A 25,953-nucleotide genomic window follows, 5' to 3' on the forward strand; every position below is an offset into this window, starting at 1 on the left:
TCTTGTTTAACTTTTTGGTTGTTTTCAATGGACCTTATTTTTGAATAACAAAATATAAATTGTACCGATTTTGAAATGTGTTGACGCCCGAGGGGAATAGTATGCGTGAGAGACTACAGGCTCGAACCATACCCCAGGCAAGCATGCACAGTCAAAATCGAATGTTTTAAATGTAAAGAGGGCGAATCCATATTAAGGATTCGTCCTCTTATTTTGACAATCGGATCTATGTCCAAGTCTCACTTATTTTAAGTTTACGTTTGCTTTTCACCAAATTTCAATTTAAATGGAGCATAAATTAATACAAAAATTAAAATCAAACCTAAATAACCAATTAATGGATAGAAAATTGCTACTAAATCTGTAAAACCAACAAAGCTTAACAATAATCCTATAATTACAGATACCGTATAAAATACTTTAAATCGCTTCGTATTCACTACGGTAAAACGTGTCGCAAAAGCATAGAACATACCAAGCCCCGTATTAAAGATCATCGCAAAAATTACAATTGCCATGATGAAACCTAAAATAGGTGAAATATTATTAACTATACCTAACATCGGCATATCCATTTGTCCTACATGATTAATTTGCATAAATATAGCCAAATGACTCAACACTATCATAATACCTAGTGCAATACCCCCAACTAAGCCGCCAATCGCCGCAACCTTCGGATTTTTTTCTGATCCTCCCATTACAATTGCCATGGAGGCACCGACAGCTGTATTAAATGAAGCATAATTGATGCCTGCTACTAGCCAATGCGGCAACGATGAAGGAATTGCGTCTGATACCTTATGTAACTCTGCAAATGGTGTATCTGTAGTTATAAAACTGTATATAGAAATAATCACAATAAAAATAATCAAAAATGGTGTGATATTACCTATAACTCTCACAACTCCATCCACACGAAGCATGCCAGCTAAAATGATCAATACTGTCATTAATAATGTGCCTACAATTGATGGTACATTAAATTGCTGATTTAAATTGGATCCAGCCCCTGCTATCATTACCACGCCTACACCAAATAAAGTAAATATGATGACAACATCAATGGCCCATCCTAGCAATTTTCCAATAATTGAATTTCCAGTAATATTATGAATAACTTGTTTATGAGAGTCTGTTTGCGACTTACTACCTAACCATACTAACATCATCCCAATATAAGCAAAGAGAGCTGTTGTGATAATCGCACCGAACGTTCCCATAATCCCAAAACTGGTAAAATATTGTAGTACTTCTTGTCCTGAAGCAAATCCTGCTCCAACAATAACACCCATAAAAGCACTCGCAATTAAGATAATTCTTTTCATATGTATAAACCTCCCCTTATAACTTACTATAACGTAGTTGTTAAATTTATCAATTATTCCTATACAAATAAATCCATCATTTAAATAAATAAAAAACGCTAACAGTTAAATTGTTAGCGTTGTGTGTGTCTAATTCATTGAATAAACACACTATAAATTAGACTAATAGATACATACCATACGTAATATATGGTATGTATCTATTTTACTATTATATTATTTGCTACCGCAATATAAAAGATAAAAGCTATTTATAAATAAGAATATTATTAAACAAATAAGATATTTATACAAATAAACTTAAGAATAAGATAAAGATAATACCTGAAACCGAAATAATCGTTTCTAATAATGACCATGTTAAAAACGTTTCTTTTACTGTTAAGCCGAAGTATTCTTTAAACATCCAAAATCCTGCATCATTGACATGGGATAAAATTACACTACCTGCACCGATAGCTAATACTACAAGTGCTACATTGACGTCAGAATGTTGTAATAACGGTAAAACTATACCTGTAGTTGAAATAGCAGCAACAGTTGCTGAACCTAAAGCAATTCTTAAAACTGATGCAACAATCCACGCTAATAGTATCGGAGACATTTCAGTACCTTCAAATAACGTAGCAATTGTATCACCGACTCCTCCGTCAATGAGTACCTGTTTGAATGTACCGCCACCACCAATAATTAAAATCATCATACCGATGGGATAGATTGCATTCGACACAGAATCCATGATTTCTGAATTTTTTCGCCCTTGTTTAACGCCCATAGAAAAGATTGCAAAGACCACTGAAATTAGCATTGCTGTTCCTGCTGTTCCTATAAAGTAAACAACAGATTCAAAACCGTTTGTTGCTTTTTCATTACCTGTAATCAATTGTACAATTGTAGATATTAACATCAAAATTACTGGTAAAATAGCTGTAATTAAACTTACACCAAAACTTGGCATTTCATCATCTGTAAAATCTTTTTGTGCCCCTAAAGCTGAGATATCTCCTTCTCTTGTGTAAGCTCTAGGTGTGATTTTTTGAGCGATTTTATTAAAAAATGGGCCAGCAATTAATGTCACTGGTATCGCAATAATAATTCCGTAAAGTAATACATGTCCCAAATTTGCATTTAATTCTTTAGCAATAACTACCGGTCCTGGATGAGGCGGTAAAAAACCATGTGTTACTGATAAAGCAGTAACCATTGGTAAACCAAGTTTTAATTGTGAAACTTGCGCACGTTTGGCAATTGTAAATACCAATGGAATTAACAAGACAAGTCCTACTTCGAAAAATAGTGCAATGCCGACAATAAATGCTGCAATGATCATAGCCCATTGTACATGCTTTTGACCAAATTTATTAATTAATGTGTCAGCAATACGCGTTGCACCGCCACCATCAGCAAGTAGCTTACCTAATATCGCACCTAAACCAAAGATAAGTGCAATATGGCCTAATGTACTTCCCATACCATTTTCTATTGTTTCGATTATTTTATCTAATGGCATACCTAACAATATTGCTGTAATAATTGATGTAATGATTAATGCAATAAAAGTATTTAATTTTAACAAGATTATAAGTGCTAACAGGATAGCGATTCCGATTACCACTGTAGCCAAAGGCCAAATTGTTTCAAACATTTTTATTTCCCCTTTCAAGGATAGATTTAACTGTCTTATGATAACGCTTACTTAAACTCCCAAACAAACTCTATTAAAAGTGTTTACGCACCTCTTTGTGTTCACATAGCAAAGAGCATCGTGCGTAAACAATATTATTTATTCCGCATGTTCCATATATTTGCGTTGGAAGTTAGCAATTTCTTCATAATGCGGTGCTAATGAGCGACTTAAATTGATAAAGATAGAAACTAGCTGTTGGTAGACTTCAACCTGTTCTGGTTCTGGTAAATGTTCATTTGTTGTGCCTACCATTGTTTCAATAATTGAAAAATCTTCAATTTCTCCTAATGCTTTCATACCTAACACACATGCACCTAAGCACGAGCTTTCATAACTTTCAGGAACACTGAGTTTAGTATCAAAGATGTCCGCCATCATTTGGCGCCAAACACTACTTTTAGCAAAACCACCCGTAGCTTTTATCGTATTTGGTGTTTCATTCATAACTTCAATTAATGCAAGATATACAGTGTATAAATTATAAAGTACACCTTCTAATGCAGCGCGAATCATATGTTCCTTTTGATGTGACAAAGTTAAACCAAAGAATGAACCTCGTGCATCTGCATTCCACAATGGCGCACGTTCACCAGCTAAATAAGGATGGAAAATTAACCCCTCTGATCCTGGTTTCACTCTATTAGCGATACGTGTAAGTACGTCGTATGGGTCAACTCCTAAACGTTTAGCAGTTTCAACTTCACTAGCCAGTAGCTCATCACGTAACCATCGCAATACTACACCGCCATTATTTACAGGACCACCTATCACATAATGGTCTTCAGTTAAGACGTAACAAAATATTCTACCTTTATAATCTGTTCTAGGTTTATCAATAACAGTACGAATAGCACCTGATGTACCTATAGTTACGGCAACTTCACCTTTTTTATATGCATTGACACCTAAGTTAGATAATACTCCGTCGCTAGCACCTACGATTACTGGCGTATCCGGGTTAATGCCCATTAACGTCGCATATCTATGCTTCATTCCTCTCATAATATGCGTTGTAGGAACGACCTCAGGTAATTGTGTTGTTGTAATGCCTAATAAAGCTAATACATCTTCATCCCATTGTAAGGAGTCTAAATTCAACATCCCAGTAGCTGACGCCATAGATTGGTCAATGACGTATTGTTCATATAATTGGTAAAAAATATACGTTTTAATATCTACAAACTTCGCTGTTTGTTTAAATGTATTTTGTTGCTCATGTTGCATCCAAAATATTTTTGATAAAGGGGACATAGGATGAATCGGTGTACCTGTACGTTGATAAATATCGAAACCATTGTGTTCCCGGTTGATAAGATCCGCATACTTACTCGCTCTATTATCTGCCCATGTTAAATTTTCAGTAAGTCGTTTATGTTGTGCATCCATAGCAATCAAGCTATGCATTTGGGCACTAAAAGAGATTAATTTGATATCATCTTTTGCTATTCCTGATTCTCTAACAATGTATTTAACAGTCATTAACACTGCATCAAATAGTTCATCAGGATTTTCTTCTGAAACATCGACATTAGGTGTATGCAACTGATAACCAATATTGTGTTTCATAATAAATTGACCATGTTCGTCATATAATACTGATTTGGTACTTGTTGTTCCAACATCGACACCTATCATATATTTCATTTCGTTCATCTCCTAAGCAATTCTGGTAATTCATTAACGTAACCAAAAACTTTCTATATTTTCACCGACGTCATCAAAATTTAAATGAAATGCATGACGTAATTTATTAGTATCTTTATGCTCTACAGCTTCGATAAATACTTCATGATTATGGTGAATACGTTCAAAATCTTTAATGTTTTCGTTCATTCTTTCTCGCATGGATAATAATATGAGAGATTCCATAACTGGCCTCAAATGATTCCAATATGTTTTTAAGTATTGGTGTTTTGACGCTAAAATTGTCACTTCATGAAATTTAATATCATGTTCTGTAAAAGATTCCGCATCTTCAAACTTTACCGCTACTTTCATCATTTCAAGTTGTTTTTTTAACTCTTTTACTACTTGACTATGTTCTTGGTCTTTTATGCGTGAAAAAGCAAAAGATTCTAACATAATTCGAAAATCATATAGCTCTTTTTTTTCTTTTTCTCCAAACGGTAAAACCTCTGCTCCCATACGTTCTAAATGTATCAGCTGGTCTTGGTTTAACAACTTAAAAGCATCTCTAACAGGTGATCGGCTCACATTATATGCTTTAGCTATTTGATTTTCCGTTAATAGTGTATCCGGACTAATCGACCCTTTAACAATACCTAATCTAAGTTCAGCAGCAATCATTTCACCTTTAGATAGACCTTCTAACCATTGTTCAGGATATTCAAATTCCATTTTATAGCACCTCCGCTTCACACCGATATACTTGTATACAAGTATATTAGTATATTTTTTACTAAATTGCAAACGCTTCCAGCAATTTTCATTTTATAGACTAGTATTAAAAGTGGATTCAACTGCGTGATAACACTACTTTAGGGAGGTATTAAATTTTTACAACTTGAAAGATTTTACAATTAAAAAAAGAGCTTGGAACGAAATTAATGTTCCAAGCTCTTTTTAGGTTAAGCTATTATTTATTATTAAATACTTCAGAATGGATATCTTGCATCTTGTGCTCTACTGATGTGATATCTGTGGCGCATTGACGTAAAATACTACGGTAATGTTCAGTGTTTTCTTCATTTTTATAACGTATTTTATGTTCTAAACTTGCCCACATGTCCATTCCAATAGAACGAATTTGAATTTCAACGGCTACATATTGAACTTCTTCGGTAAGGTAGACCGGTATAGATACTACAATGTGTAAACTACGATACCCATTACTTTTAGGATATTCAATATAATCTTTTCGCTTTAATAATTCTATGTCAGGTTGCTTTAATAGTAATTTTTCAATAGCATAAATATCTTCAATATAGTTACAGATAACACGGACACCAGCGATATCTTGTAAGTGCTCGTTAGCAGACTCTACAGAAATTGGTAAACCTTTCCGTTGTAATTTTGAGATAATACTTCCCAGTTCTTTAACACGCTTTTCTAAATGATGTATTGGATTATGTTTATGCATTTGCTGAAAATTATCATCGAGTATATCTAACTTTGTACTTATTTTTTTTTCAGCAGCGCTATATATATTTTCAATATTCATGAACTCAATTAAGACCGAAAATGCTTCATCAGAATTTTCAAATGTACTAAAACTATCTTTAAATTCATTTCTCAAATCTTCTAAATAATTGGAAGGCTTACGTTCTACATACATCTTTAGATCCTCCAGTTAATTTCTTCTTGAATTTTATTATAACGAATTTTATTGCAATACAGAAATATATCGAACTTATATTATTGGAAATTTAAAGTTACTTGAACTTTTTATAAGGGAGTCGATGTAAATTTTATACTGTGCGTTGGCATTATGAAAGCGTTCGAAAGTTTACTATCCTTTCAGAACGCTGAGGTTAATTAGTTGTTTTTGTATGTTCAATAACTTCAGTATTACGATTAGCAGCTATATTTCGTGCACGCTTTAATGCATCTTCTTTTTTAGCAAAACTATTTGATGCTTTTGTGGCACAATCCGTTTTAATTTTCCAGCTTTGATCTTCGTAATATACGTGGACATCGCGCTTATTTAAATCTGGATTTGCTGATTCATCTTGTTGATGAATAGTAATATTGTGATGTTTTAACTTTTCTAAGTCTTGTTGCGTTGCATTGTCATACCATTGTTCAGCTTGTTTAGTGGCTATGGGGATAGCCTTTTCTTCATCAAAACCATTCTTTAACATTGCATTACCAATATCAATCGCTTTTTGTCGTTTCAATGTCTCAAAATTTTTCCAACTTTGTGGATAATCATTCACCGTCCATGGCATTGAATCTCCACCACCATTCATTACTTTTGATTTACCACTGAATGTTAATACTAAACATTGTGCAAAATATCAGCAGTAAAAAACAGAACCATGACATTTACATAGTTCTGTTCCACTTTTTAGTTTATTTAGTTTCGATTGAGGAAATGGATTCCCGTGATTCTGCACAATTATTTTGAATATTGTTTAATGCTGTTTGTATATAAACATACTGCGGTAATTCTGGTAAATGTTGCTTTTCAATATGCTTACCTGTTTCAAAATGCTTTGCAATATTTTCAAAAATCACTAGGTATTTCCCCATTTTCAGATCATCTATATGTTCTCTTTGGGCATTATTTAATGCTCTTTTTAGCATAAAACTAATCTCTTCTAAAGCATATATACTTGGATAATGATAACGTACGCGTTTTTTATTAGTAGCAACTTCTCCATTTGCACTATTATACACTTGAATCATATTATTTAATTTCACACTGAGTAATACCATTTCCTTTTTATCTTGCTTCACAGAATGATAGCCATTTTCGGAAAATAAATAGTGAAACACTTTTGCTTCATCTCTGACAACATCAGCAATGGTTTCAGGTAACATAGATGACGCTGTTTTGCGACCTAAGATTAACAAACCAATGACTGCTATTACCACACCTACAATGACATCGATAATACGTGGTAAAGCAATTAAAATGGTCAAATGGTTGGATGCTAGTCCATTTAATAAGATAACTTGAATTGTTATAAAAATAACTGCGAAAGAATAGTTAGCGCCTACGAAAATTTCAGTTACCCCAGCAGCTAATGTCAATAAGATGATAGCGACAGGGATAGGCGGTGTACTTAATAGAATTAATGATAGTATTAACACACCAATAATTGTACCAATACTTCTTGAGCCTGCACGTTCAAAACTATGTACTGTTGTGGCACCGATCAGAACTGTGTGTGCACTTAATGGAATCCAGTAAGCTTTATCAAAATCAAACATTAATGCTACAAATACGGCTATCGCCATAATAATTGTATAGCGTAATGTATTTCGGAAAACATAAGAATCTAAAGTTAAATTTTCAATTATACGTTGCCCATAGATAGAAACGCGTATATCTACTTCATGCTCTACACGGTCAGCATTAGCATTTATGATTTCGTCAACTTTAAATATGTGGTCAACAAGGTTTTGGTATTCTGAAGCTACTGCAATTTCTTTGGACCACTTAGCATCCGTTTTACCATCAGATAACACCATATCAATAATATAATCTGCCATTTCTTTAATTTCATTAGGTAAAGGACGGCTATCTTTACCATTAAGTTCTAGTAATTCAGAGTAAATACCTTGTGCTAACGTGTGCAACAATAAGATACGCTGAAATTTTGACGATTCTTTTGACTTTTTACCACTCGCTGCTATGAGCTGATTGTCGGTATAGCGAAATGATACAACTGCTTTCGGTGAAACTGTTCCAAATGCATCACGATCATTAAAACTATGAATTAATGTCTTTATCATTTTATAGTCGCTTTTTATTGCAGTCGATTCAGCAGATTCTTTAGTTAGTATAATAGTAATAACTACAACAACCGTAGCTAACAAGCCCCCGATAAACATGGCTACCCCTCTTGTTAAGGCTTCTTCCGGCGCATAAGGTAAATTAATCGGCAAGCTAAATGCAACGATAAAGAAAGTAGAAGATGGCCCTGGAATATTGAGCGCACTGAAAATGTAATATGGAATAACAGTAACAGCTAATAATAATCCTCCAAAAATCAATGGTTGATTGACCGTTAACGAACCTAGAACCATAGCTATAGAAAGTCCACAGGTTGTTAATAGGACAATTCGTAACTTAGATCGAACTGAGCCACCAAATACATAAATATGCGCTAAGGTACCTGTAGCTATCAGTAAACCAATGGAAAAATAATCTACTAGATAACCAATCATTAATGGAATAAACATTAATATAGCTTGGCGTAAGCCTTTGCCAATATCAATTTTCATGGTATTAAAGCGCATCAGCGATTGTAAGTAATTCAACAATGTCTTTCATCTCCTATATTATTTTGTTTTTACATAAATTACGTTTAAGTATATTGCGCTTTGAGAGTTACACATTCATTTAATTAATTGCTATTATACAGAAGTATTATGTCTTATCATGTTTCAAATTCACAGGAATTAGCAATTATTTTAATTCAGTCACGTTATTAATTCTATCACTTTTAACTTTATTTTTTTAGATATAGATTCAACAAAAAAAGACACCTAGTTTATCTAAGCGTCTAAAAAACATTAAGTACATTTATGATTGTACGCTCCTCACAGTGGGTTACTCTGTTTCTCTAATATCTTCGTCAATATTTGCGTAATCAATATCTGTTGTCAAAAAAGCCTCATTATTTACTGGGAAATGTTGCTCTAATGTTTCAATTTTACTTACTTCAATTGTTCCCTTATTTAATTCAAAGTTTAGTACATGTCCACCAAATGTTTTATCATCATTAATAAAATGTAAATGAAAACCACTTGCTGCAATACCGTGGAACAATTGAGGGGAATAAAAGCCAACTATAGTGCCAGTAATTTGTTCCTTGGTAAATTCAGGTTGTACTTTAGCTGATTCAATTAAACGAGTGTATGGAGGTTGTTGTTGAGGCATCATGCGCACATGCATAATTTCAAAAGTACCGGTAATTTTAACAGCATTAAAGATGTTTTTACTGCCCACCTTGGCTAGCACTTCATCTAATAACGTCTCATCATCTGTAATAATATGTGTTGTGAATTGTATATCAGGTTTGAATGGTGTAACTGTAGCAAATGGTGTCAGTTCTGTACCAGTTAAAGTACGAAATTCATTATATTCATTCGCATGATAAGCAGTGCCATCTAAAATAATAACTTCACCGTCTGAACCAGACAAGGTACCAATACCCAAATCTCCATGCTCTAAAATAGAATTAATTGTAGCAGTGCCTTCCAACATGCCTGCCATTAATGTTCCTAATGTTCCATGTTGATATAACATTATCATTACCTCCTTGGGTAAATAAACTTAACTATTATGTTTAACATCGGTTGATTTAAAACAACTTTTCATTATATTATACACAACATATTTACAATCTCACAACTTCCATGTTTCTGAGTAACGAAGTGAATATTATGGTGTGTCTCTACTGCTACTCTATTGCGTGTTATGAATGTTTCTTATTTCATTCCATCAATAAAAAGCACGAAACTATAATAACGATTATCACGTTATTATAGTTTCGCTACTTAAATTAATCGTATTTAATTACTGGACAAATCTTTTTGTTATTGAATTGGCTGAGCCACCACAATATCAGGTTTTGCGCTTAATAGCTCACTCACTTGTCCAAAGAATGTTTTAAAGTGCTCTGAAGCATTATGCGCTTCTACTGCTGCTTGGTCTTTATAATGTTCAATCATTACAAACGTATTTGGCTCATCTGTCTTTTCAAAATGTTCATAATATAATGAGCCTTCTTCTGCGTTCGCTGCTTGAATCAACGGCTGAACTAATGTTAAATATTGTTCTCTGTACTCTGATTGTACTTTCATTATTGCATTGATAATTATCATAAAATGCAGCCTCCAAAGGTAATAGAATAATACTTATTAAGTATATTCGCATTTTATACTATTTTCAACTCATTGAACTTAACTTTTAGTTAATGGCTTATCTGGTTTAACAAAGAACCACATAATAATTGCAAACACAACTGGGATAATAATGAGTTGTAATGTCATAGTCCAACCAATTCGGTCCGCCAAGAAACCTGCAAGTAATGGGCTCAGTAATGCACCAATATTGCCCCATAAATTCATCCAACCTGAAACAGTACCTGCGAAGTTACGTCCTAAATCTGTAGCTGCTGCCCAACTCATACCCATAGACATACCTATACCACCTAAACATAACGATAACCAAAAGACATTCACATATAAATCATCAGTTTTTAATGCGAAGATTAAAGAAATACAAAATACTACAAAGCCAAAAATAGCTATTACACCACGCGCCATAAATTTCGAAGTGCCTAGTTGTAAAATTTTATCTGAAATGATGCCACCTAGAATAATTAGTATGAACATAACAAACCATGGTGCACCTGCAACAAATCCTAAATCTTCTAATTTCACACCATGTTGCTCCGTTAAATATGTAGGCAACCAAATCAAGAAAAGCCCAATAACAAACTGAACTACAAAGTATTGTGCTGCTATCGCATAGAATCCGCCTCTTTTTAAAAAGATATTCCACGGTGCAACACTCTTTTCAGTCGATACTACATCACGGTTTTCCATAATAAAACGTTTTTCAGCTTCATTAACCATTTTGTGTTGTTCAGGTAAATCTTTAGCTATCACTGCCCAAAGAATTGCAATTACAAAGCCTATAAAACCAAAGATATAGAAGACTGCTTCCCAACCAAACGCGGTTACTATCGCGATTGTTATAACCGGCGCTATAACTGGTCCAAAATATGAACCTGCTAATAGCATACTAGAAGCACGACCCTTTTCCCCTTTACCAAACCAGAAAGAATTAAATACTGCATTTGACGGATACATCGGTGCTTCACCAACACCAAATAAGAAACGAACTGCATAAAGCATACCGTGATTCTTAACAACACCTGTCAAAATGGTAAAAGCACTCCACCATACTAATGCTATTGTAAGCATTTTTCTCGGGCCAAACTTTTCAGCTAAAAAACCAGAAGGAACTTGCATCAATGCATATCCTAAAGAAAACAGCGACGCGAGTAATCCAAATTGTGTTTTATTCATTCCTAAGTCTTTCATCATAGGACCTGCTATAATTGAAATGTTTGATCTATCTATGTATGCGATAACACCTATTACGAAAAATGCTAGCGCAAAGTACCATCTAATATTACTCCTTTTTTCCTTCATAATGTCCCAACTTTCTACCAAAGCCACACTCATCATATGACCTATTGTTTATTATCATGAATCGATATTAGCACAAATTGTAAGCGTTTACAACGTTTTTTTTGAAATTTCCTAAACATTTTTGGATGAATAATAATTCTTGCTATTATATCGCTTGTTGCAAAATATTGAGATATTATTAGGTCATTATAGTAAAATACCTTATAATATGGATGTACTTTTTTAAAGCTATAATGTTTACAATTACAAAGGAGTCTTAAAACACTATTATGGAACATCTATTGACAGATTTTATTAGCTCATGGGGATATTTAGCCATTACTATTTTAATATTGCTAGAAAATGTTTTACCATTTATCCCTTCTGAAATTATTTTAACTTTTGCAGGTTTAATGACAGTTAAATCAGAGCTTTCTCTGTCATTGTTATTTATTATTTCTACACTTGCCTCATTTGTTGGTCTACTCATTTTATACTTTATAAGTAGATTAGTATCTGAAGCATGGTTATATCGCTTTGTAGATAACTACGGAAAGTGGTTAAAATTGAAAGGTAAAGATGTGGAAAAAGCAAATCAATGGTTTACCAAATACGGTGCTTGGGCAGTATTTATTTGTAGATTTATACCAGTCTTACGCGTCTTAATTACTATTCCAGCTGGCATTAATAAGATGAATGTAGTTAAATTTATTACATTATCCCTTATAGGTACAACGATTTGGAACCTTGTTTTAATTTACTTAGGCAAAATGTTAAGTGGCAGTTGGGATGAATTAATGAATGGATTACATACTTATTCATATGTTATGTACATTATCATTATTATTACAGTAATCTCCATTATCTTTACCTTTTACAAAAAGCGTAATACCGAAAACACAAAAAATTAAAAAAAGCGTGTTAGCCTTTACTGGCTAACACGCTTTTTTATCTTTCTTCTAGGATAAAGCCCCTTTTGCTATCCTAGACACGATCTATTTTTATATTTCTCCCATTGTTTAACAGTGATTTAACCCCTTAAATGCACTGTTATAAAATACAAGACACCTTATGAATCAGCATAAGTTCACGTATCTTTTATTTAGCTTTTTTTACTTCATCACTTACTTCTTTTAATTCTGTTGCAACATCTAAATCAGTTTTTTCGTGAACATACTCACCACAATTGTAACAATCAAACTTGCTAAGAAACCAGGTATAATTTCGTATAGATTAAAGAAATCATTTGTTGCACCAAGTGGCTTAACAAAAACAATCCATAATACTACAACGACAGCTCCTGATAACATACCTGACACTGCACCAGAACGACTCAAACCTTTCCAATATAATGATAGTAAAACTAGTGGTCCAAATGCTGCACCGAAACCAGCCCATGCATTACCAACCAGATTTAAAATTGTATCATTTGGTGACCATGCAATTACTATAGACACAATTGATACTAAGATAACAGACATTCTACCTACAAACACAAATTCTTTTTCATGTTCTTTTGCTGCTTCTTCACCACGGATTAACTTGTAGAAATCTTCGGTTAAAGAGCTAGATGTAACAAGTAATTGAGAAGAAATCGTACTCATGATTGCCGCCAAAATAGCTGCTAATAGGAATCCTCCTACTAATGGATGGAATAAAACTTGGCTCATTAGAATAAATAATGTTTCCGGATCTTGTAGTTCAACATTTTGTTGATTAATAAATGTAATCCCTACTAAACCAACCCCTACAGCACCTAACAAACTAATAGTCATCCAGCCAATCCCAAAGCGTCTAGCTGTAACAATTTGTTTTACAGATTTAATCGACATAAAGCGTACAATGATATGTGGTTGACCAAAATATCCTAGTCCCCATGCAAAAAACGAAATAATACCAATCACTGTAGTACCTTTAAATAAATCTAAATTGGTAGGCTTAAGTTCAGCTGCTTGAGACAATGTGTCTAAACCATTTAGTTGCATCATTGTTACGATTGGTACCATAACCATAGCGATTAACATAATTACCCCTTGGAAAAAGTCTGTTAATGATACAGCCAAATAACCACCAAAGAATGTATAAGCAATAACAATTACTGCAACTAAAATCAAACCATAATGATAATTTAAACCAAATGCACTATCAAATAACTTTCCGCCAGAAACCATACCTGCATGTGCGTATAACGTAAAGAATATAACTATGATAGTACCAGAAATAATTTTAATTACATTTGCTTTATCATTTAAACGATTTTTGAAAAAGTCAGGTAATGTAATCGCATCGCCAGCTTTTTCAGTATATACACGTAATCTAGGCGCTACTACAATATAATTTATGTATGCTCCGAGCGTTAGGCCAATTGCAAGCCATGCTGCTGAAAGCCCAGTAGTATAAACTTCTCCAGGTAGTCCCATAATCATCCAACCACTCATATCTGATGCTCCTGCAGATAAAGCAGTCACATATGGTCCAATACTTCTTCCCCCAAGCATATACTCACTAATATTGCCAGTTGCTTTTTTATAACCATAATATCCTATTATCAGAAGAATAATAAAATACAAGGCAAGCATAATATAGGTCTGCCAATCAGGATTAACCTGACTCGACAAAGTACTTCCCAATGTTAGCATGATAATAACTCCCTTAATTCATAATTTTGTTACATGCATTTATTATACAAAAATATCGATAATTTTAAAGTGCTTTTTGCAAATTCTTGTGTAAATTTTTATTACCAACGCTTCCGACAACGCTATAAACATTGATATAACAGCATTTATAACCCACAATAATAAAATGTGTATTTATACACTAATGGTGTTTAATAACTTTTTTGTAAATATGAAATTTACTTTTTTATAAAAAGTTATATGTAAATACACGATTTTTTATATTTGAGTAACATCAGATGATTAAGCTTTAACTACTCATTTGAATCACATTTATCCACTAACTCATACTAAATATTAAAAGCAGTTCATTTTTTAGAAAATATTAATTATTCATCATATAATGGTAGAGTAGAAAATAAAATAATGTAGACATAGTGTAAGCGTTTTACAAACATGTTAAAATAATTACAATAATACAACTGGAGTGACAAATTCATATGAGAAAAGCGTCAGAACAAAGTGTAAGAAGTAGGTATTTAGATTTATTGTCTGAGCGATTTCAGACAAAAGCTGCATTAGCTACGGAAATTATTAACTTAGAATCTATTTTAGAGTTACCTAAAGGAACAGAACATTTTGTCAGTGACTTGCATGGCGAATTCCATGCGTTCCAACATGTGTTAAGAAATGGCTCAGGCAATGTTCGATCTAAAATTAATGATATCTTTCAAGATACATTAACACGCAAAGAGATTAATGATTTTGCTGCGTTAGTATATTATCCTGAAGAAAAATTAAAACTTATCAAAAATAGTTTTAATTCCAAAAGTGAATTAAATGAATGGTATATCACAGCCATCAGCCGTTTAATCAAGCTCATTACATACGCATCTTCCAAATATACACGCACCAAGTTAAGAAAATCATTACCTAAAAATTACGTGTTTATTATTGAAGAGTTACTATATAAAAGTAATAAATACAACAACAAAAAATCATATTACGATACGTTAATTAACCAAATTATTGAGTTAGAACAATCAGATGATTTAATTATTGGATTATCATTCACAGTGCAACATTTAGTCGTTGATCACTTACATGTTGTTGGAGATATTTATGATCGTGGACCAGAACCAGATAAAATTATGGAAACATTGATTAACTACCCTTCTGTAGACGTACAATGGGGTAATCATGATGTGCTATGGATGGGTGCTTACGCAGGATCTAAAGTTTGTTTAGCAAATTTACTACGTATTTGTGCGCGTTACGATAACTTGAACATTATCGAAGATGCGTACGGCATCAATTTACGACCTTTACTAACTTTAGCTGAAAAATACTATAGCGGGGATAATAAAGCCTTTTATCCTAAAAACAAAGTCGCTGACGGGGAACAAGCTTCACAATTAGAACTCGCACAACTAACCAAATTGCACCAAGCTATTGCGATAATCCAATTCAAATTGGAAGCACCGATTATTAAACGCCGTCCTGACTTTGAAATGGAAGAACGTCTTGTACTAGAGAGCATTGATTTTGATAAAAATACAGCAACTCTGTACGGTAAAACATATCCATTAACAAATACTTGCTTCCAAACGGTAGACCCAGAAGACCCAAATCGCTTAACAGATGAAGAAGCAGATGTAATGGATAAATTATTATTGTCAGTTCAACAATCAGAAAAACTAAAACGTCATATGACTTTCTTAATGCAAAAAGGTACGTTGTATTTACCTTATAATGGCAATTTACTAATTCATGGTTGTATTCCTGTTGATCAAGATGGAGAAATGGAAGCTATGACTATTGATGGTGTAAAACATTACGGCCGCGATTTACTCGATCATTTTGAAAACTATGTGCGTGAAGCTTTTGACCATAAAGACCGCCATGATGATTTAGCTACTGATTTAGTTTGGTATTTATGGACTGGTAAATATTCTTCATTATTTGGAAAACGTGCAATGACAACATTTGAACGTTATTTCATTGCTGATAAGGCTGCACATAAGGAAACTAAAAATCCATATTATTACTTACGTGAAGATATTGATATATGTAAAAAAATGTTGAAAGATTTTGGTTTAAACCCTGAAACTGGACATATTATTAATGGGCATACACCTGTTAAAGAAATAGATGGTGAAAATCCAATCAAAGCTGATGGTAAGATGATTGTTATTGATGGGGGCTTCTCTAAAGCTTATCAATCGACAACCGGCATCGCAGGTTATACCTTATTGTACAATTCATTCGGTATGCAATTAGTCGCCCATCAACATTTCAATTCGAAAGATAACGTTTTATTAAATGGTGAGGATGAACTATCAACACGCCGAGTGGTCGATAAAGAATTGGAACGTAAAAAAATTAGAGATACCAATTCCGGTCAAGAATTACAAGAGAAAATCATCATTTTAAAAGAACTTATGCATGATCGATTTTTAGACTAAATAACTTCAAAATTACTATATTCAACTTATGCTACAAGCATCATTTCACTTATATTAAATAAGCCTGCAACATAAACAAACCCTTCGCAAATTAATGTGAAGGGTTTATTTTTGCATCATCAAAATTTTTTGGCAATGTTTGCCTGCATAATAACCACTATTGTTTAATCATATATTATAAGATGTTGCTATAATATTTATAATATTGGCAGTGGTTTTTGCCGACTCCTGCGGGAATAGCACTAGCCGCAGACTACTGGCTAAGGCAGTGCCCGCGGAAAGCGTGCATAAAAAACTGCCAACAAAGTCAGAGACTTTGTCGACAGTCTAATCCTGAAACATAACACATGTTCTAGGCTTTTTCTTTATAAATTTTGGTTGTTATACGCATCTTTTAAATAACCAATAACACCGTCATTAGTTTCTAATGGTTTTGAATGATGACGTTTAAATGTAACAACACGTGAGTCACTAATATGATATAACACCATGTCATTTGGGGTTAAAGTTGCTTTTTGATTTGCAGGTATTTCTAAAATATTATATTTAGTAATGTAGTTATTAAACCATCGTGAAGTCATTTGATCATCAAATAAGATATGATTTTTAATGGGGCCTTCTACATTACGCCTTGCTTGTTCACTATTAAATGATACAGGCATCATATCTACGTTTTTCAATCCAAATTCGGGCACGAGTTCATTAAATGCTAAGCTGTTAAATACAAAGGATTGTGTCATTAATAAACAAGTATGGTATCGCGATAAATCAGAGTAAATACGATCATTACTAGATAGGAGGTTTCCTTCAAATATTTCGAAACCTAATTCTTGCGCACGTGATTTATTATTTGAAAATAAATTAAAAGTCATAACTGGTATTTGATGTTCTCGTAATTTAGCTCCTAAATGATACGCAAACTCACTTTCACCTACTATAATAACGCCTGGAGGTTCTACACTAGAGACTCTCATTAATTTACTAATTGGTAAGAAACTGAAACCATATATAACTACAGTAACAAATACTAAACCAAAAGTTACAGGTGTAATTAATTCAGCTAATGGTGCTTTTTGTTCAATAAATAGCCCTGCGAAAAATTGTGCCACTGTGAGTACCACAATCCCTCTTGGAGCCATCATTGATACCATCGCGCGTTCCCGCTTCGAAATTTCTGTATTAATAGTTGCAAATAATATAGAAATTGGACGTACAATTAAAATCATTACCACACAAAATATAAATAGCTTCCAGGAAATTAATTGTGTTAACACCTCAAGTGTTAACGAAGATGTAATTAATATAAATACGGTCGATACCATAATGGATGATGTACTTTCAATAAAGTGATCAGATTCCTGAAAAATCAAATCATGACGTTTCATTCGTGCCATCATCAATCCAAAAATAGTAACAGCAAGCAACCCTGACTCAGGTAATATCTCATCACAAATAGCAAATATTAATAAGATAAATATTAATTGAATCGACGGCATCAAATTTTGTGGAATCAAATCTTTTTTAATTAACCACATAAATAGATAAGAAGCAGCAAATCCAATAATAATTGCGATTAAAAAGCTCAATAAGAATTTAAATAAAATAGTTATATTAAACCCTTGTTGTACAAGGTCAAAAACATAAAATGCTCCTAATGCTATCATCGGTCCAATTGGGTCTAATATTATACTTTCCCAACGTAAAATAGAATCGACATTTTTATGCACTTTCGCTTGTTTCAATAACGGCTGAATCACAGTAGGTCCAGTAATTAAAAACAGACCACCTAGCACTAAGGAAATTACTAATGAAAAACCTAATATATAATGTAATGCCAGTGTTCCTAATATCCAAGCCAGAATCGCACCTATTGTAATAATACGTATGACAGCTTTTGATATATATTTAATTTCACGAAAGTCTAAATTACTACTACCTTCAAATAAGATAATAGCAACAGCAAGTGATACAAGTGAGCTAAAGACATCTTGCCCCAAACTTTCTTGAGGATTTATCAACCCAAATATCGGTCCTACTAACAAGCCAACAATTGCCATAACAACTATTGATGGCCATTTAATTCTACTTGCAAGCCACTGACTAAAAATACCTAATGCCAGAAATATTACAATCACTAGCATTAACGGCAAATGCAATAATGACATATTATGTGCCTCCTCATTTTTTTACGGACAAGGTGCTATATTATCAAACAATACTCTACAATGCACTCATTTAGTTTTATATTTATCCTCTTCGTAATGGCAGTTTAGTACAAGCTATTACAATCTCTCTATACCACACCTGACATCAAAAAAACTGAAGTTGCGCTGCATCGTTTAGATAAATCAACTTAATAATTTATCTGCATCGATGACACAACTTCAGTTTGTACTGTTATACGTTATCTATACACTATTTTATTTATTTAACACTTCTTGACCAGCAACCACACCTGACTGAGTTAATTCATGACTATTGACCCATACTGTTGTCACATCTGCACCACGAGAATTGAAGATATCAATCACTCTTTTACTTTCAGCTAAAGGTACAATCGGATCATTTTCACCCATTGATAGTAAAATTTGAGCATTACTGAAATCTTTATCTGTTGTTACTTCTATTGGATATAATGGTGCATATAACAATGCCTTCTTAAATGTTGTATTTTCGCGCAACATCATACTGATAGCAATATTAGAACCATTAGAGAATCCAACTGGAATTGCTTTACTTAAATCAAAAGCATATTTTTCAGCTGCTTCTGACAGAAATTCTAATAAACGGTCTGTACGATAATTTAAATCTTCTACATCATATTGTCCCTCTCCATGACGTTTAAAGAAACGATTCATACCATTTTCAGATACTTCTCCTCGTATACTTAACACATTGTAGTCGTCATTTAGTACTTGCGCTAATGGTAATAAATCATTTTCATCACCGCCTGTGCCGTGCAGTAAGATAAATGTCGGTGCATCAGGTTGTCCTTGCTTAAAAATGTGTTCCATCGTTATCTCTCCTTTTATTATTTTAAATATTAATAGGTGGTAATAATTGCAATAATTCTTCTCTTCGTTCTTCATATTGTGGTGGTAACATTAAGTGAGTACCTAATTCATCAAATGGTTCATCTACTGTAAAACCAGGGCCATCAGTAGCAAATTCAAAAATAATATCACCATGTTCTTTCATATACACTGCATTAAAATAATTACGATCTTTAACTTCAGTTAAATGATAGCCTTTGTTACTCAACTGTTCACGCCACGCAAGTTGTGTTTCGTTTGTTGGCATAGACCAAGCTATGTGGTGTACGACACCTGTGCCCCAACGTACTCGCTTTTCTGGAGTGGTTTTGTGTACTATAACGTGATGTTGCCATTCGCCTGCAGTCGTCAAGTGTACTGATACATTGCTGTCATTGACTTCTGAAAGACCCATATCATTTGTTAATGTAGCTATAGTTTGTACCGGATTACTAGATAACATAGTGACACCATGAAAGCCTATAATGTCATGATTATCACTCGTCGTTTCACTCTCCACAAGTGCTAAAGGCAAATCATGTGTATCTTTAAACACGAGTGTTTCCTGATCAAAGAGTTGATTGCGTTTAGTCGTAATAGCATGATTATTTAAGTGCTGTTCCCAAAGATCCATAGTACCTTGGGGTATTCTAAAAGCAATAGTCTCAACTTGGCCTGCACCTACTTGACCTTTTACATGGTTTGGCCAATTGAAAAAGGTTAGTATCGTACCATTAGCTACTGAGTTATTTGAAAAATATAAATGGTAAGTCACTGGATCATCAAAATTCACTGTTTTTTTGATTAGTTTTAAATTTAAAATATCTCTATAAAAACGAATATTCTCTTCTGGATTACCTACGATAGCTGATATATGATGAATGTGTTTAATTGCTTCCAAATCAAGCCCTCCTTTTATTTATCATGATTACGTTTAGTGTTAAATGGACGAATTTCTGATTCAATATAGTCACGTTGATTTTCTAAAAACGGTGGTAATGATAATGCTTCACCTAATGTTTCATATGGCTCGTCACCCATAAATCCTGGACCGTCTGTAGATACTTCGATCAATATATGACCAATGCGTGCATAAAGTGCTTCAAAATAAAAACGATCTACTAAACCTGAGTTACCAATACCTAATTCTGTATATTTGTCGTGCCATGCTTGAATAGCATCATGATCTTTCACTCTAAATGAAACGTGATGTACTTCACCATATCCTTGTCTAGCTTCTGGTGTTTCAGTATCTTTTCTTAAAATGACTTGTCCACCATTGCCACCTTCACCTACATTTAATAGTGCAACGTCAGTTTCTTCAACAATTGTTTGCATACCATAAACATTTTCTAAGATTTTTTTGAAATCCTCAAAATAACTTACAGTAATTTCAATAGGTCCTAATCCATAAATTGCTTTATCTGTCGGTACTGGACCATTTTCCCAAGGTATACCAGGTGCTACACCTTTGTTATTCTCATCGGAAACTAATTGATATAATTGTCCATCCGCTTCTTCAAATGGTAGTACTTTTTTATCAAATAGACTTTGTACACCGTCGTGTTTCACACCAAATTCATCAAAACGCTGTGCATAATAACTTAATGCTTCATCATTTGGCACACGGAATGACGGTCTACTAATTGAGTTTGTACCTCCAATACCTTTAGGTACATTAGGAAAATCAAAAAATGTCATATCTGTTCCTGCGGATCCAACATCATCTGCAAAGAATGTGTGGTACGTGTATATATCATCTTGGTTTACTGTTTTCTTCACAAGTCTCATACCTAATACATCAGTAAAAAATTTATAGTTACGTTCTGCGTCATCTGTAATTGCTGTAACGTGATGAATACCTAATAATGAATTGTTTGTCATAATAAATCCTTCTTTCTTAGTTTTTATCTCGAAATCGAGATTGTTTTTGTGAAAAAATTTTGCTACCTACTTATTATTTGTAGGAGCACTTAACTTTTTGAGTGTATTTTGCAATGTTTGTAATTCTTCGTCTGTTAAGATTGAAAATGTTGATTGGATGGTCTCAGCATGTTTCGGAAAGATCTCATCCATAATGTGACGCCCTTGTTGTGTCAATGAAGCATTGATTATACGTTTATCCTGTTGATTTCTAATACGGGTCACACACCCTTTTTCCTCTAGCTTATCAACAACGTAGCTAATACTACTACTAGCTATAAGTACACGTTCTCGAATGCGTTGAATAGGTTGATCACCTTTATTATAAAGTAATTCTAGTACCGCAAATTCTGTAATATTTAATCCGTATTGCTTCACATCTTCGCGCACTATTTTTTCCAAATAATCTAAAGTTCTATTTAATCCAATAAATGCATTCATAGATGACTTTGTTCTATCCATCTCATCACCAACTTTCATTTTATTTCGAATTCGAGATAATTGTATAGTCTCTATTAAAAGAAGTCAACACTTTTGAATATAAAAAATATACTACACGTTATTAACCTGCTCATTTATCGATAAACTTCTCATTCAATAACAAATTCTTTTACACCGTTTTTGTACTTCATCACGTGGTACATATATACTGTGGAGGTGTTTAAGATGAATCAACTATTTATCAATAATGAATTTATTGCTAGCGAATCAACAGAAACGATGGATGTGGTAAATCCTGCTACCGGTCAAGTGTTTGATACCATTACTTTTGCAAACGAAAACGATGTTAATATTGCAGTCGCAAAATCACAAGAAGCACAACTAGAATGGGAAAAAGTTCCTCAACCAACACGTGCAGAACATGTTAAAATGCTCATTCCTTTATTAGAAAATAATAAAAATGAATTAGCTGAATTATACGTGAAAGAACAAGGTAAGCTTTTATCTTCAGCACTTGGTGAAATTCATAAATCCATTAAATTTATAGATTATATGTCCAGTCTAAGTATGCAAAATAAGGGTGAGGTGCTACAGAGCAATCGTGACAATGAACTGATTCACTTAACGAAAAAGCCTATCGGTGTTACTGCTGGTATAGTGCCATGGAATGCCCCGATTATGGTACTTATGCGTAAAGTCATACCGGCTATAATTACAGGTTGTTCGGTGATAATTAAACCTAGTGAAGAAACTTCTCTAATCACTCTTAAATTAGCTGAATTATTTAGACAATCTGCTATTCCTGCTGGTCTTATTCAAATTATTCCCGGAACTGGTGAAACTGTAGGTACACAGTTAGCTAAACATCCAGATATTCAACTCATTTCTCTAACTGGAAGTATCCGTGCTGGTAAATCAGTATATGAAGCTAGTGCCAGTAATGTTAAAAAAGTGAATTTGGAATTAGGTGGTAATGCCCCTGCAATCGTTACTGCAGATGCAGATTTAGATAAAGCAGTTGATTATATTGTCACTGCTCGTATTAATAATGCCGGTCAAGTTTGTACATGTCCGGAACGTATTTTTGTTCATGAACAAGTGCATGATGAATTTCTTTCTAAATTGAAAGCTAAAATGGAACAATTAACAGTTGGTGATCCATTTGATGAACAAACCGATTTAGGAGCTATTATTAACCAAAAACAATTAGATCACATTCATAATACCGTGCAACAATCTATTCAAGAAGGTGCCCAATTGGTACTTGGTGGTGAAATTTTAAATAGAGATGGCTACTACTATGCACCTACTATTTTAGATAAAGTACAACCCGAACATGCAGCTTTTACTAATGAAATTTTTGGACCAGTACTACCTATCATGACTTATGATGATTTTCATGAAGTTATTAATTTAGCTAATGATACAAATGCCGGACTGTCTTCATACATTTTTTCAGAGAATCTCCAAGAAGTGATGCGTGCATCAGAATTGCTGAAATTTGGTGAAGTGTACGCTAACTGCGAAGCAGAAGAAGCTGTTAATGGATTCCATGCAGGATGGCGAGAATCAGGCTTGGGTGGCGCTGATGGTGTTCATGGTTTTGAAGAATATTATAATACGACAGTGTCGTATATTCGTTATGATTAAAATTCCTAACTAATCCAACTACATCATAAAATATAAAAAAGCAGCAAGAACAAATATTTTGTTCCTGCTGCTTTAATTTAGTTATTCAATGCTTTGTCTAAAGAATCAATATTTTGATGCATAATAGATTGATAGCCCACATCATTATTATCCTTATCTTCTGGTGCTAATGTAGTTAAGTTGTTAAATGGTACAGGTGTAGTGTTTGTTTCTTTTTTAATCACATCGGTAATTTTCGAAGAAATGTTTTGCTCATAAAGCAAATATGGTTGTTGTGTTTCTTTTACATGCTTGATGATTTCCATTAATTCTTGTTGACTTGGATCTTCATTATTCATTCCTGTAACGCCGACCTGATTAAAATTGTAACGTCGTGCCAAATAACCTATAGAATCATGGGATATTATAACAGTGTCTCTTTTAGGATTTGTCGTAATCGTTTTTAATTGACGATCAATTTGATCAATATCTTTGTTGAGCTTACGGTAATTTTTCTCATAATACGCACTATGCTTAGGATCTTTAGCTACTAATTCATCTTTAATAGTTTTAGTAAATTGTTTATTTAATTTAGGGTCTAACCAAACATGTGGATCTTTACCTGCTTCTTCTTCATGCTCGTGTTTATGTTCATCTCCATGTTCGTGGTTGTGATCGCCAGTAGCCAATAACTCCTCATGATTAATTGCATCCGCTACAGGTAATTTCAATTGTTCGTTAGTAATAGAACTCGCAATTTTTTTCGCTACAGGGTCCATATCTTCACTAGAATAAATAAACAAGTCACTTTTCGCGATATCAATCATATTACGTTGCGTGGGCTCATAACTATGTGTATCTGCACCTGGAGGATATAAACTTTGTACATTTACATATTTTCCACCAATATCTTTGGCAAAGCTTTGAAATGCAAACACTGTAGTGTATATTTCGAGTTTGTTCGAAGTACTTACTTTATACTGTTGTTTTGTATTTTGATTACATGCTGTTAAGGTGACACTAAACACTATAACCGCTATAATTAACAAAGTTTTTTTCACATTTGCGCCTCCAAAACGAAATTATTCCGTTAAAACTATAAACTTATTTTCACAATATTTCAATGAAAATTATTTATACTATGTAATCTCTATTTTTTATTATACTTATCTATGTTTTAAAATATAACTTAGTGATATAAGTATTATAAGTTAAAAAACTGGGGGTCTTAATATGACGGAAATTAAACAAGGTCATAATAAATTTTATGTCGGAGAGAACGAAGACAATCGCCAAGCAGAAATCACTTTTACAGAAGTAAGTCCTAATCAAATAGATATTGATCACACTGGTGTACCAAAAGAATTAGGCGGACAAGGACTCGGTTCAAAATTAGTGAAAGCTGTCGTCGACTATGCACGAGACAATAATTTAACTGTATCTGCAACATGTCCATTTGCACAAAATGTCATAGAAAAAAACGAAGCATATCAAGATGTATATACTAAATAACATTGCAATGCAATCATCAAGCGTCGTCGTAATTGGATAATTTAGCCGCTTAAACGCTAATTGGTTTTCAAACCATTGAACAACTACAGTAAAAAAAGGTTGGGATAATATCAATTTGTCCCAACCTTTTTTCATTTTGGCAGTAGCTGACTGTATTGAAAATGCGCTTTAAACCAAGCTTTTTTCAATGCTAGTCATCCTTGCCGGGGTGGGACGACAAAATCATTTTTCAAAATCAGATTTCTGTCCCACTCTATGTGTTATTCGAAACCTTTTTTCATAGGGCAGTAGCTGACTGCATTGAAATTGCGCTTTAAACCAAGCTTTTTTCAATGCTAGTCATCCTTGCCAGGGTGGGACGACAAAATCATTTTTTCAAAATCAGATTTCTGTCCCACTCCCTGTGTTATTCGAAATCTCTTTTCATATTGGCAGTAGCTGTCTGCATTGAAAATGCGCTTCAAACCAAGCTTGTTTCAACGC

The 25,953-nt window shown here is 33.5% G+C and carries 20 protein-coding genes and 1 pseudogene; 4 read left to right on the forward strand and 17 right to left on the reverse strand.

Annotated features, from left to right (window positions below):
• Positions 1–254: 254 nt before the first annotated feature.
• The 10 genes from JVU85_RS00605 to JVU85_RS00650 all read right to left on the reverse strand — a co-directional run bounded on the left by JVU85_RS00605 (position 255) and on the right by JVU85_RS00650 (position 11,871).
• Positions 255–1,328, reverse strand: coding sequence for a YkvI family membrane protein (locus tag JVU85_RS00605; RefSeq protein WP_204171431.1), 1,074 nt, complete (start codon positions 1,326–1,328; stop codon positions 255–257).
• Between the two features lie 286 nt (positions 1,329–1,614).
• Complete coding sequence (locus tag JVU85_RS00610; protein WP_204171432.1) at positions 1,615–2,973, reverse strand: gluconate:H+ symporter; 1,359 nt, start codon at positions 2,971–2,973, stop codon at positions 1,615–1,617.
• Positions 2,974–3,111: 138 nt separating this feature from the next.
• Positions 3,112–4,659 (reverse strand): gluconokinase, encoded by a 1,548-nt coding sequence (gntK, locus tag JVU85_RS00615; RefSeq protein ID WP_204171433.1) that lies wholly within the window; start codon positions 4,657–4,659, stop codon positions 3,112–3,114.
• Between the two features lie 33 nt (positions 4,660–4,692).
• The gene (locus JVU85_RS00620) at positions 4,693–5,373 is read right to left on the reverse strand and encodes a GntR family transcriptional regulator (protein ID WP_002509995.1); all 681 of its coding nucleotides are present in this window, start codon (positions 5,371–5,373) and stop codon (positions 4,693–4,695) included.
• A gap of 238 nt (positions 5,374–5,611) precedes the next feature.
• Positions 5,612–6,310 carry a GTP pyrophosphokinase gene (locus tag JVU85_RS00625; protein WP_204171434.1) on the reverse strand — a complete coding sequence of 233 codons (699 nt, stop codon included), beginning with the start codon at positions 6,308–6,310 and terminating at the stop codon, positions 5,612–5,614.
• Positions 6,311–6,506: 196 nt separating this feature from the next.
• Positions 6,507–6,923, reverse strand: a complete 417-nt coding sequence (locus JVU85_RS00630; RefSeq protein WP_002510558.1) for a DUF2188 domain-containing protein — start codon at positions 6,921–6,923, stop codon at positions 6,507–6,509.
• 124 nt (positions 6,924–7,047) lie between these two features.
• Entirely contained in the window at positions 7,048–8,967 is a 1,920-nt protein-coding gene (locus tag JVU85_RS00635; protein ID WP_107377079.1) for an FUSC family protein, read from the reverse strand.
• A 289-nt stretch (positions 8,968–9,256) separates the two neighbouring features.
• On the reverse strand, positions 9,257–9,955 hold the full coding sequence (budA, locus tag JVU85_RS00640) for an acetolactate decarboxylase (RefSeq protein WP_002510556.1): 699 nt from the start codon (positions 9,953–9,955) through the stop codon (positions 9,257–9,259).
• A gap of 290 nt (positions 9,956–10,245) precedes the next feature.
• A complete protein-coding gene (locus tag JVU85_RS00645) occupies positions 10,246–10,533 on the reverse strand; it encodes a putative quinol monooxygenase (protein ID WP_002510555.1) in 288 nt (95 codons plus the stop codon).
• A gap of 78 nt (positions 10,534–10,611) precedes the next feature.
• A complete protein-coding gene (locus JVU85_RS00650; protein WP_142019389.1) occupies positions 10,612–11,871 on the reverse strand; it encodes a pyruvate MFS transporter in 1,260 nt (419 codons plus the stop codon).
• Between the two features lie 269 nt (positions 11,872–12,140).
• Here JVU85_RS00650 and uptA point away from each other — a divergent pair, with 269 nt between their 5' ends.
• The gene (uptA, locus tag JVU85_RS00655) at positions 12,141–12,761 is read left to right on the forward strand and encodes an undecaprenyl phosphate transporter UptA (RefSeq protein ID WP_204171435.1); all 621 of its coding nucleotides are present in this window, start codon (positions 12,141–12,143) and stop codon (positions 12,759–12,761) included.
• A 187-nt stretch (positions 12,762–12,948) separates the two neighbouring features.
• Here uptA and putP read toward each other — a convergent pair.
• Positions 12,949–14,489: pseudogene (gene putP, locus JVU85_RS00660) on the reverse strand (sodium/proline symporter PutP).
• A 479-nt stretch (positions 14,490–14,968) separates the two neighbouring features.
• On the opposite strand from putP, the gene JVU85_RS00665 reads away from it, so the two are divergent.
• The gene (locus JVU85_RS00665) at positions 14,969–16,933 is read left to right on the forward strand and encodes a fructose-1,6-bisphosphatase (protein ID WP_204171436.1); all 1,965 of its coding nucleotides are present in this window, start codon (positions 14,969–14,971) and stop codon (positions 16,931–16,933) included.
• 365 nt (positions 16,934–17,298) lie between these two features.
• Here the strand turns inward: JVU85_RS00665 and JVU85_RS00670 are convergent, their stop codons facing one another.
• The 5 genes from JVU85_RS00670 to JVU85_RS00690 all read right to left on the reverse strand — a co-directional run bounded on the left by JVU85_RS00670 (position 17,299) and on the right by JVU85_RS00690 (position 22,350).
• Positions 17,299–19,098, reverse strand: a complete 1,800-nt coding sequence (locus tag JVU85_RS00670; RefSeq protein ID WP_204171437.1) for a cation:proton antiporter — start codon at positions 19,096–19,098, stop codon at positions 17,299–17,301.
• Between the two features lie 255 nt (positions 19,099–19,353).
• Positions 19,354–19,947 carry a methylhydroquinone degradation carboxylesterase MhqD gene (gene mhqD, locus JVU85_RS00675; RefSeq protein ID WP_204171438.1) on the reverse strand — a complete coding sequence of 198 codons (594 nt, stop codon included), beginning with the start codon at positions 19,945–19,947 and terminating at the stop codon, positions 19,354–19,356.
• Between the two features lie 22 nt (positions 19,948–19,969).
• Positions 19,970–20,866: a ring-cleaving dioxygenase gene (locus JVU85_RS00680; protein ID WP_204171439.1), complete on the reverse strand. Its 897-nt coding sequence runs from the start codon at positions 20,864–20,866 to the stop codon at positions 19,970–19,972.
• A gap of 14 nt (positions 20,867–20,880) precedes the next feature.
• Positions 20,881–21,849, reverse strand: coding sequence for a ring-cleaving dioxygenase MhqE (gene mhqE / locus JVU85_RS00685; protein WP_103388725.1), 969 nt, complete (start codon positions 21,847–21,849; stop codon positions 20,881–20,883).
• 66 nt (positions 21,850–21,915) lie between these two features.
• Positions 21,916–22,350, reverse strand: a complete 435-nt coding sequence (locus tag JVU85_RS00690; RefSeq protein WP_021459775.1) for a MarR family winged helix-turn-helix transcriptional regulator — start codon at positions 22,348–22,350, stop codon at positions 21,916–21,918.
• A 204-nt stretch (positions 22,351–22,554) separates the two neighbouring features.
• On the opposite strand from JVU85_RS00690, the gene aldA reads away from it, so the two are divergent.
• Positions 22,555–23,979 (forward strand): aldehyde dehydrogenase, encoded by a 1,425-nt coding sequence (aldA, locus tag JVU85_RS00695; protein ID WP_204171440.1) that lies wholly within the window; start codon positions 22,555–22,557, stop codon positions 23,977–23,979.
• 77 nt (positions 23,980–24,056) lie between these two features.
• Here the strand turns inward: aldA and JVU85_RS00700 are convergent, their stop codons facing one another.
• Entirely contained in the window at positions 24,057–25,019 is a 963-nt protein-coding gene (locus tag JVU85_RS00700) for a metal ABC transporter solute-binding protein, Zn/Mn family (protein ID WP_204171441.1), read from the reverse strand.
• A 172-nt stretch (positions 25,020–25,191) separates the two neighbouring features.
• Between JVU85_RS00700 and JVU85_RS00705 the strand changes: the two genes are divergently transcribed.
• Positions 25,192–25,470 carry a GNAT family N-acetyltransferase gene (locus JVU85_RS00705; RefSeq protein WP_002509877.1) on the forward strand — a complete coding sequence of 93 codons (279 nt, stop codon included), beginning with the start codon at positions 25,192–25,194 and terminating at the stop codon, positions 25,468–25,470.
• Positions 25,471–25,953 lie beyond the last annotated feature (483 nt).

Source organism: Staphylococcus sp. GDY8P72P (assembly GCF_016890655.1).
GTDB classification, from domain to species: domain Bacteria; phylum Bacillota; class Bacilli; order Staphylococcales; family Staphylococcaceae; genus Staphylococcus; species Staphylococcus arlettae.

Coding starts and splice junctions, on each gene's coding strand:
- JVU85_RS00650 (WP_142019389.1), bottom strand. CDS start 11,871: ATGAAGGAAAAAAGGAGTAATATTAGATGGTACTTTGCGCTAGCATTT.
- JVU85_RS00620 (WP_002509995.1), bottom strand. CDS start 5,373: ATGGAATTTGAATATCCTGAACAATGGTTAGAAGGTCTATCTAAAGGT.
- uptA (WP_204171435.1), top strand. CDS start 12,141: ATGGAACATCTATTGACAGATTTTATTAGCTCATGGGGATATTTAGCC.
- aldA (WP_204171440.1), top strand. CDS start 22,555: ATGAATCAACTATTTATCAATAATGAATTTATTGCTAGCGAATCAACA.
- mhqE (WP_103388725.1), bottom strand. CDS start 21,849: ATGACAAACAATTCATTATTAGGTATTCATCACGTTACAGCAATTACA.
- JVU85_RS00605 (WP_204171431.1), bottom strand. CDS start 1,328: ATGAAAAGAATTATCTTAATTGCGAGTGCTTTTATGGGTGTTATTGTT.
- JVU85_RS00610 (WP_204171432.1), bottom strand. CDS start 2,973: ATGTTTGAAACAATTTGGCCTTTGGCTACAGTGGTAATCGGAATCGCT.
- JVU85_RS00645 (WP_002510555.1), bottom strand. CDS start 10,533: ATGATAATTATCAATGCAATAATGAAAGTACAATCAGAGTACAGAGAA.
- JVU85_RS00630 (WP_002510558.1), bottom strand. CDS start 6,923: ATGCCATGGACGGTGAATGATTATCCACAAAGTTGGAAAAATTTTGAG.
- JVU85_RS00690 (WP_021459775.1), bottom strand. CDS start 22,350: ATGGATAGAACAAAGTCATCTATGAATGCATTTATTGGATTAAATAGA.
- gntK (WP_204171433.1), bottom strand. CDS start 4,659: ATGAAATATATGATAGGTGTCGATGTTGGAACAACAAGTACCAAATCA.
- budA (WP_002510556.1), bottom strand. CDS start 9,955: ATGTTATATCAACATGGAACATTAGGAACATTAATGGCAGGCATGTTG.
- JVU85_RS00625 (WP_204171434.1), bottom strand. CDS start 6,310: ATGTATGTAGAACGTAAGCCTTCCAATTATTTAGAAGATTTGAGAAAT.
- JVU85_RS00665 (WP_204171436.1), top strand. CDS start 14,969: ATGAGAAAAGCGTCAGAACAAAGTGTAAGAAGTAGGTATTTAGATTTA.
- JVU85_RS00705 (WP_002509877.1), top strand. CDS start 25,192: ATGACGGAAATTAAACAAGGTCATAATAAATTTTATGTCGGAGAGAAC.
- JVU85_RS00670 (WP_204171437.1), bottom strand. CDS start 19,098: ATGTCATTATTGCATTTGCCGTTAATGCTAGTGATTGTAATATTTCTG.
- mhqD (WP_204171438.1), bottom strand. CDS start 19,947: ATGGAACACATTTTTAAGCAAGGACAACCTGATGCACCGACATTTATC.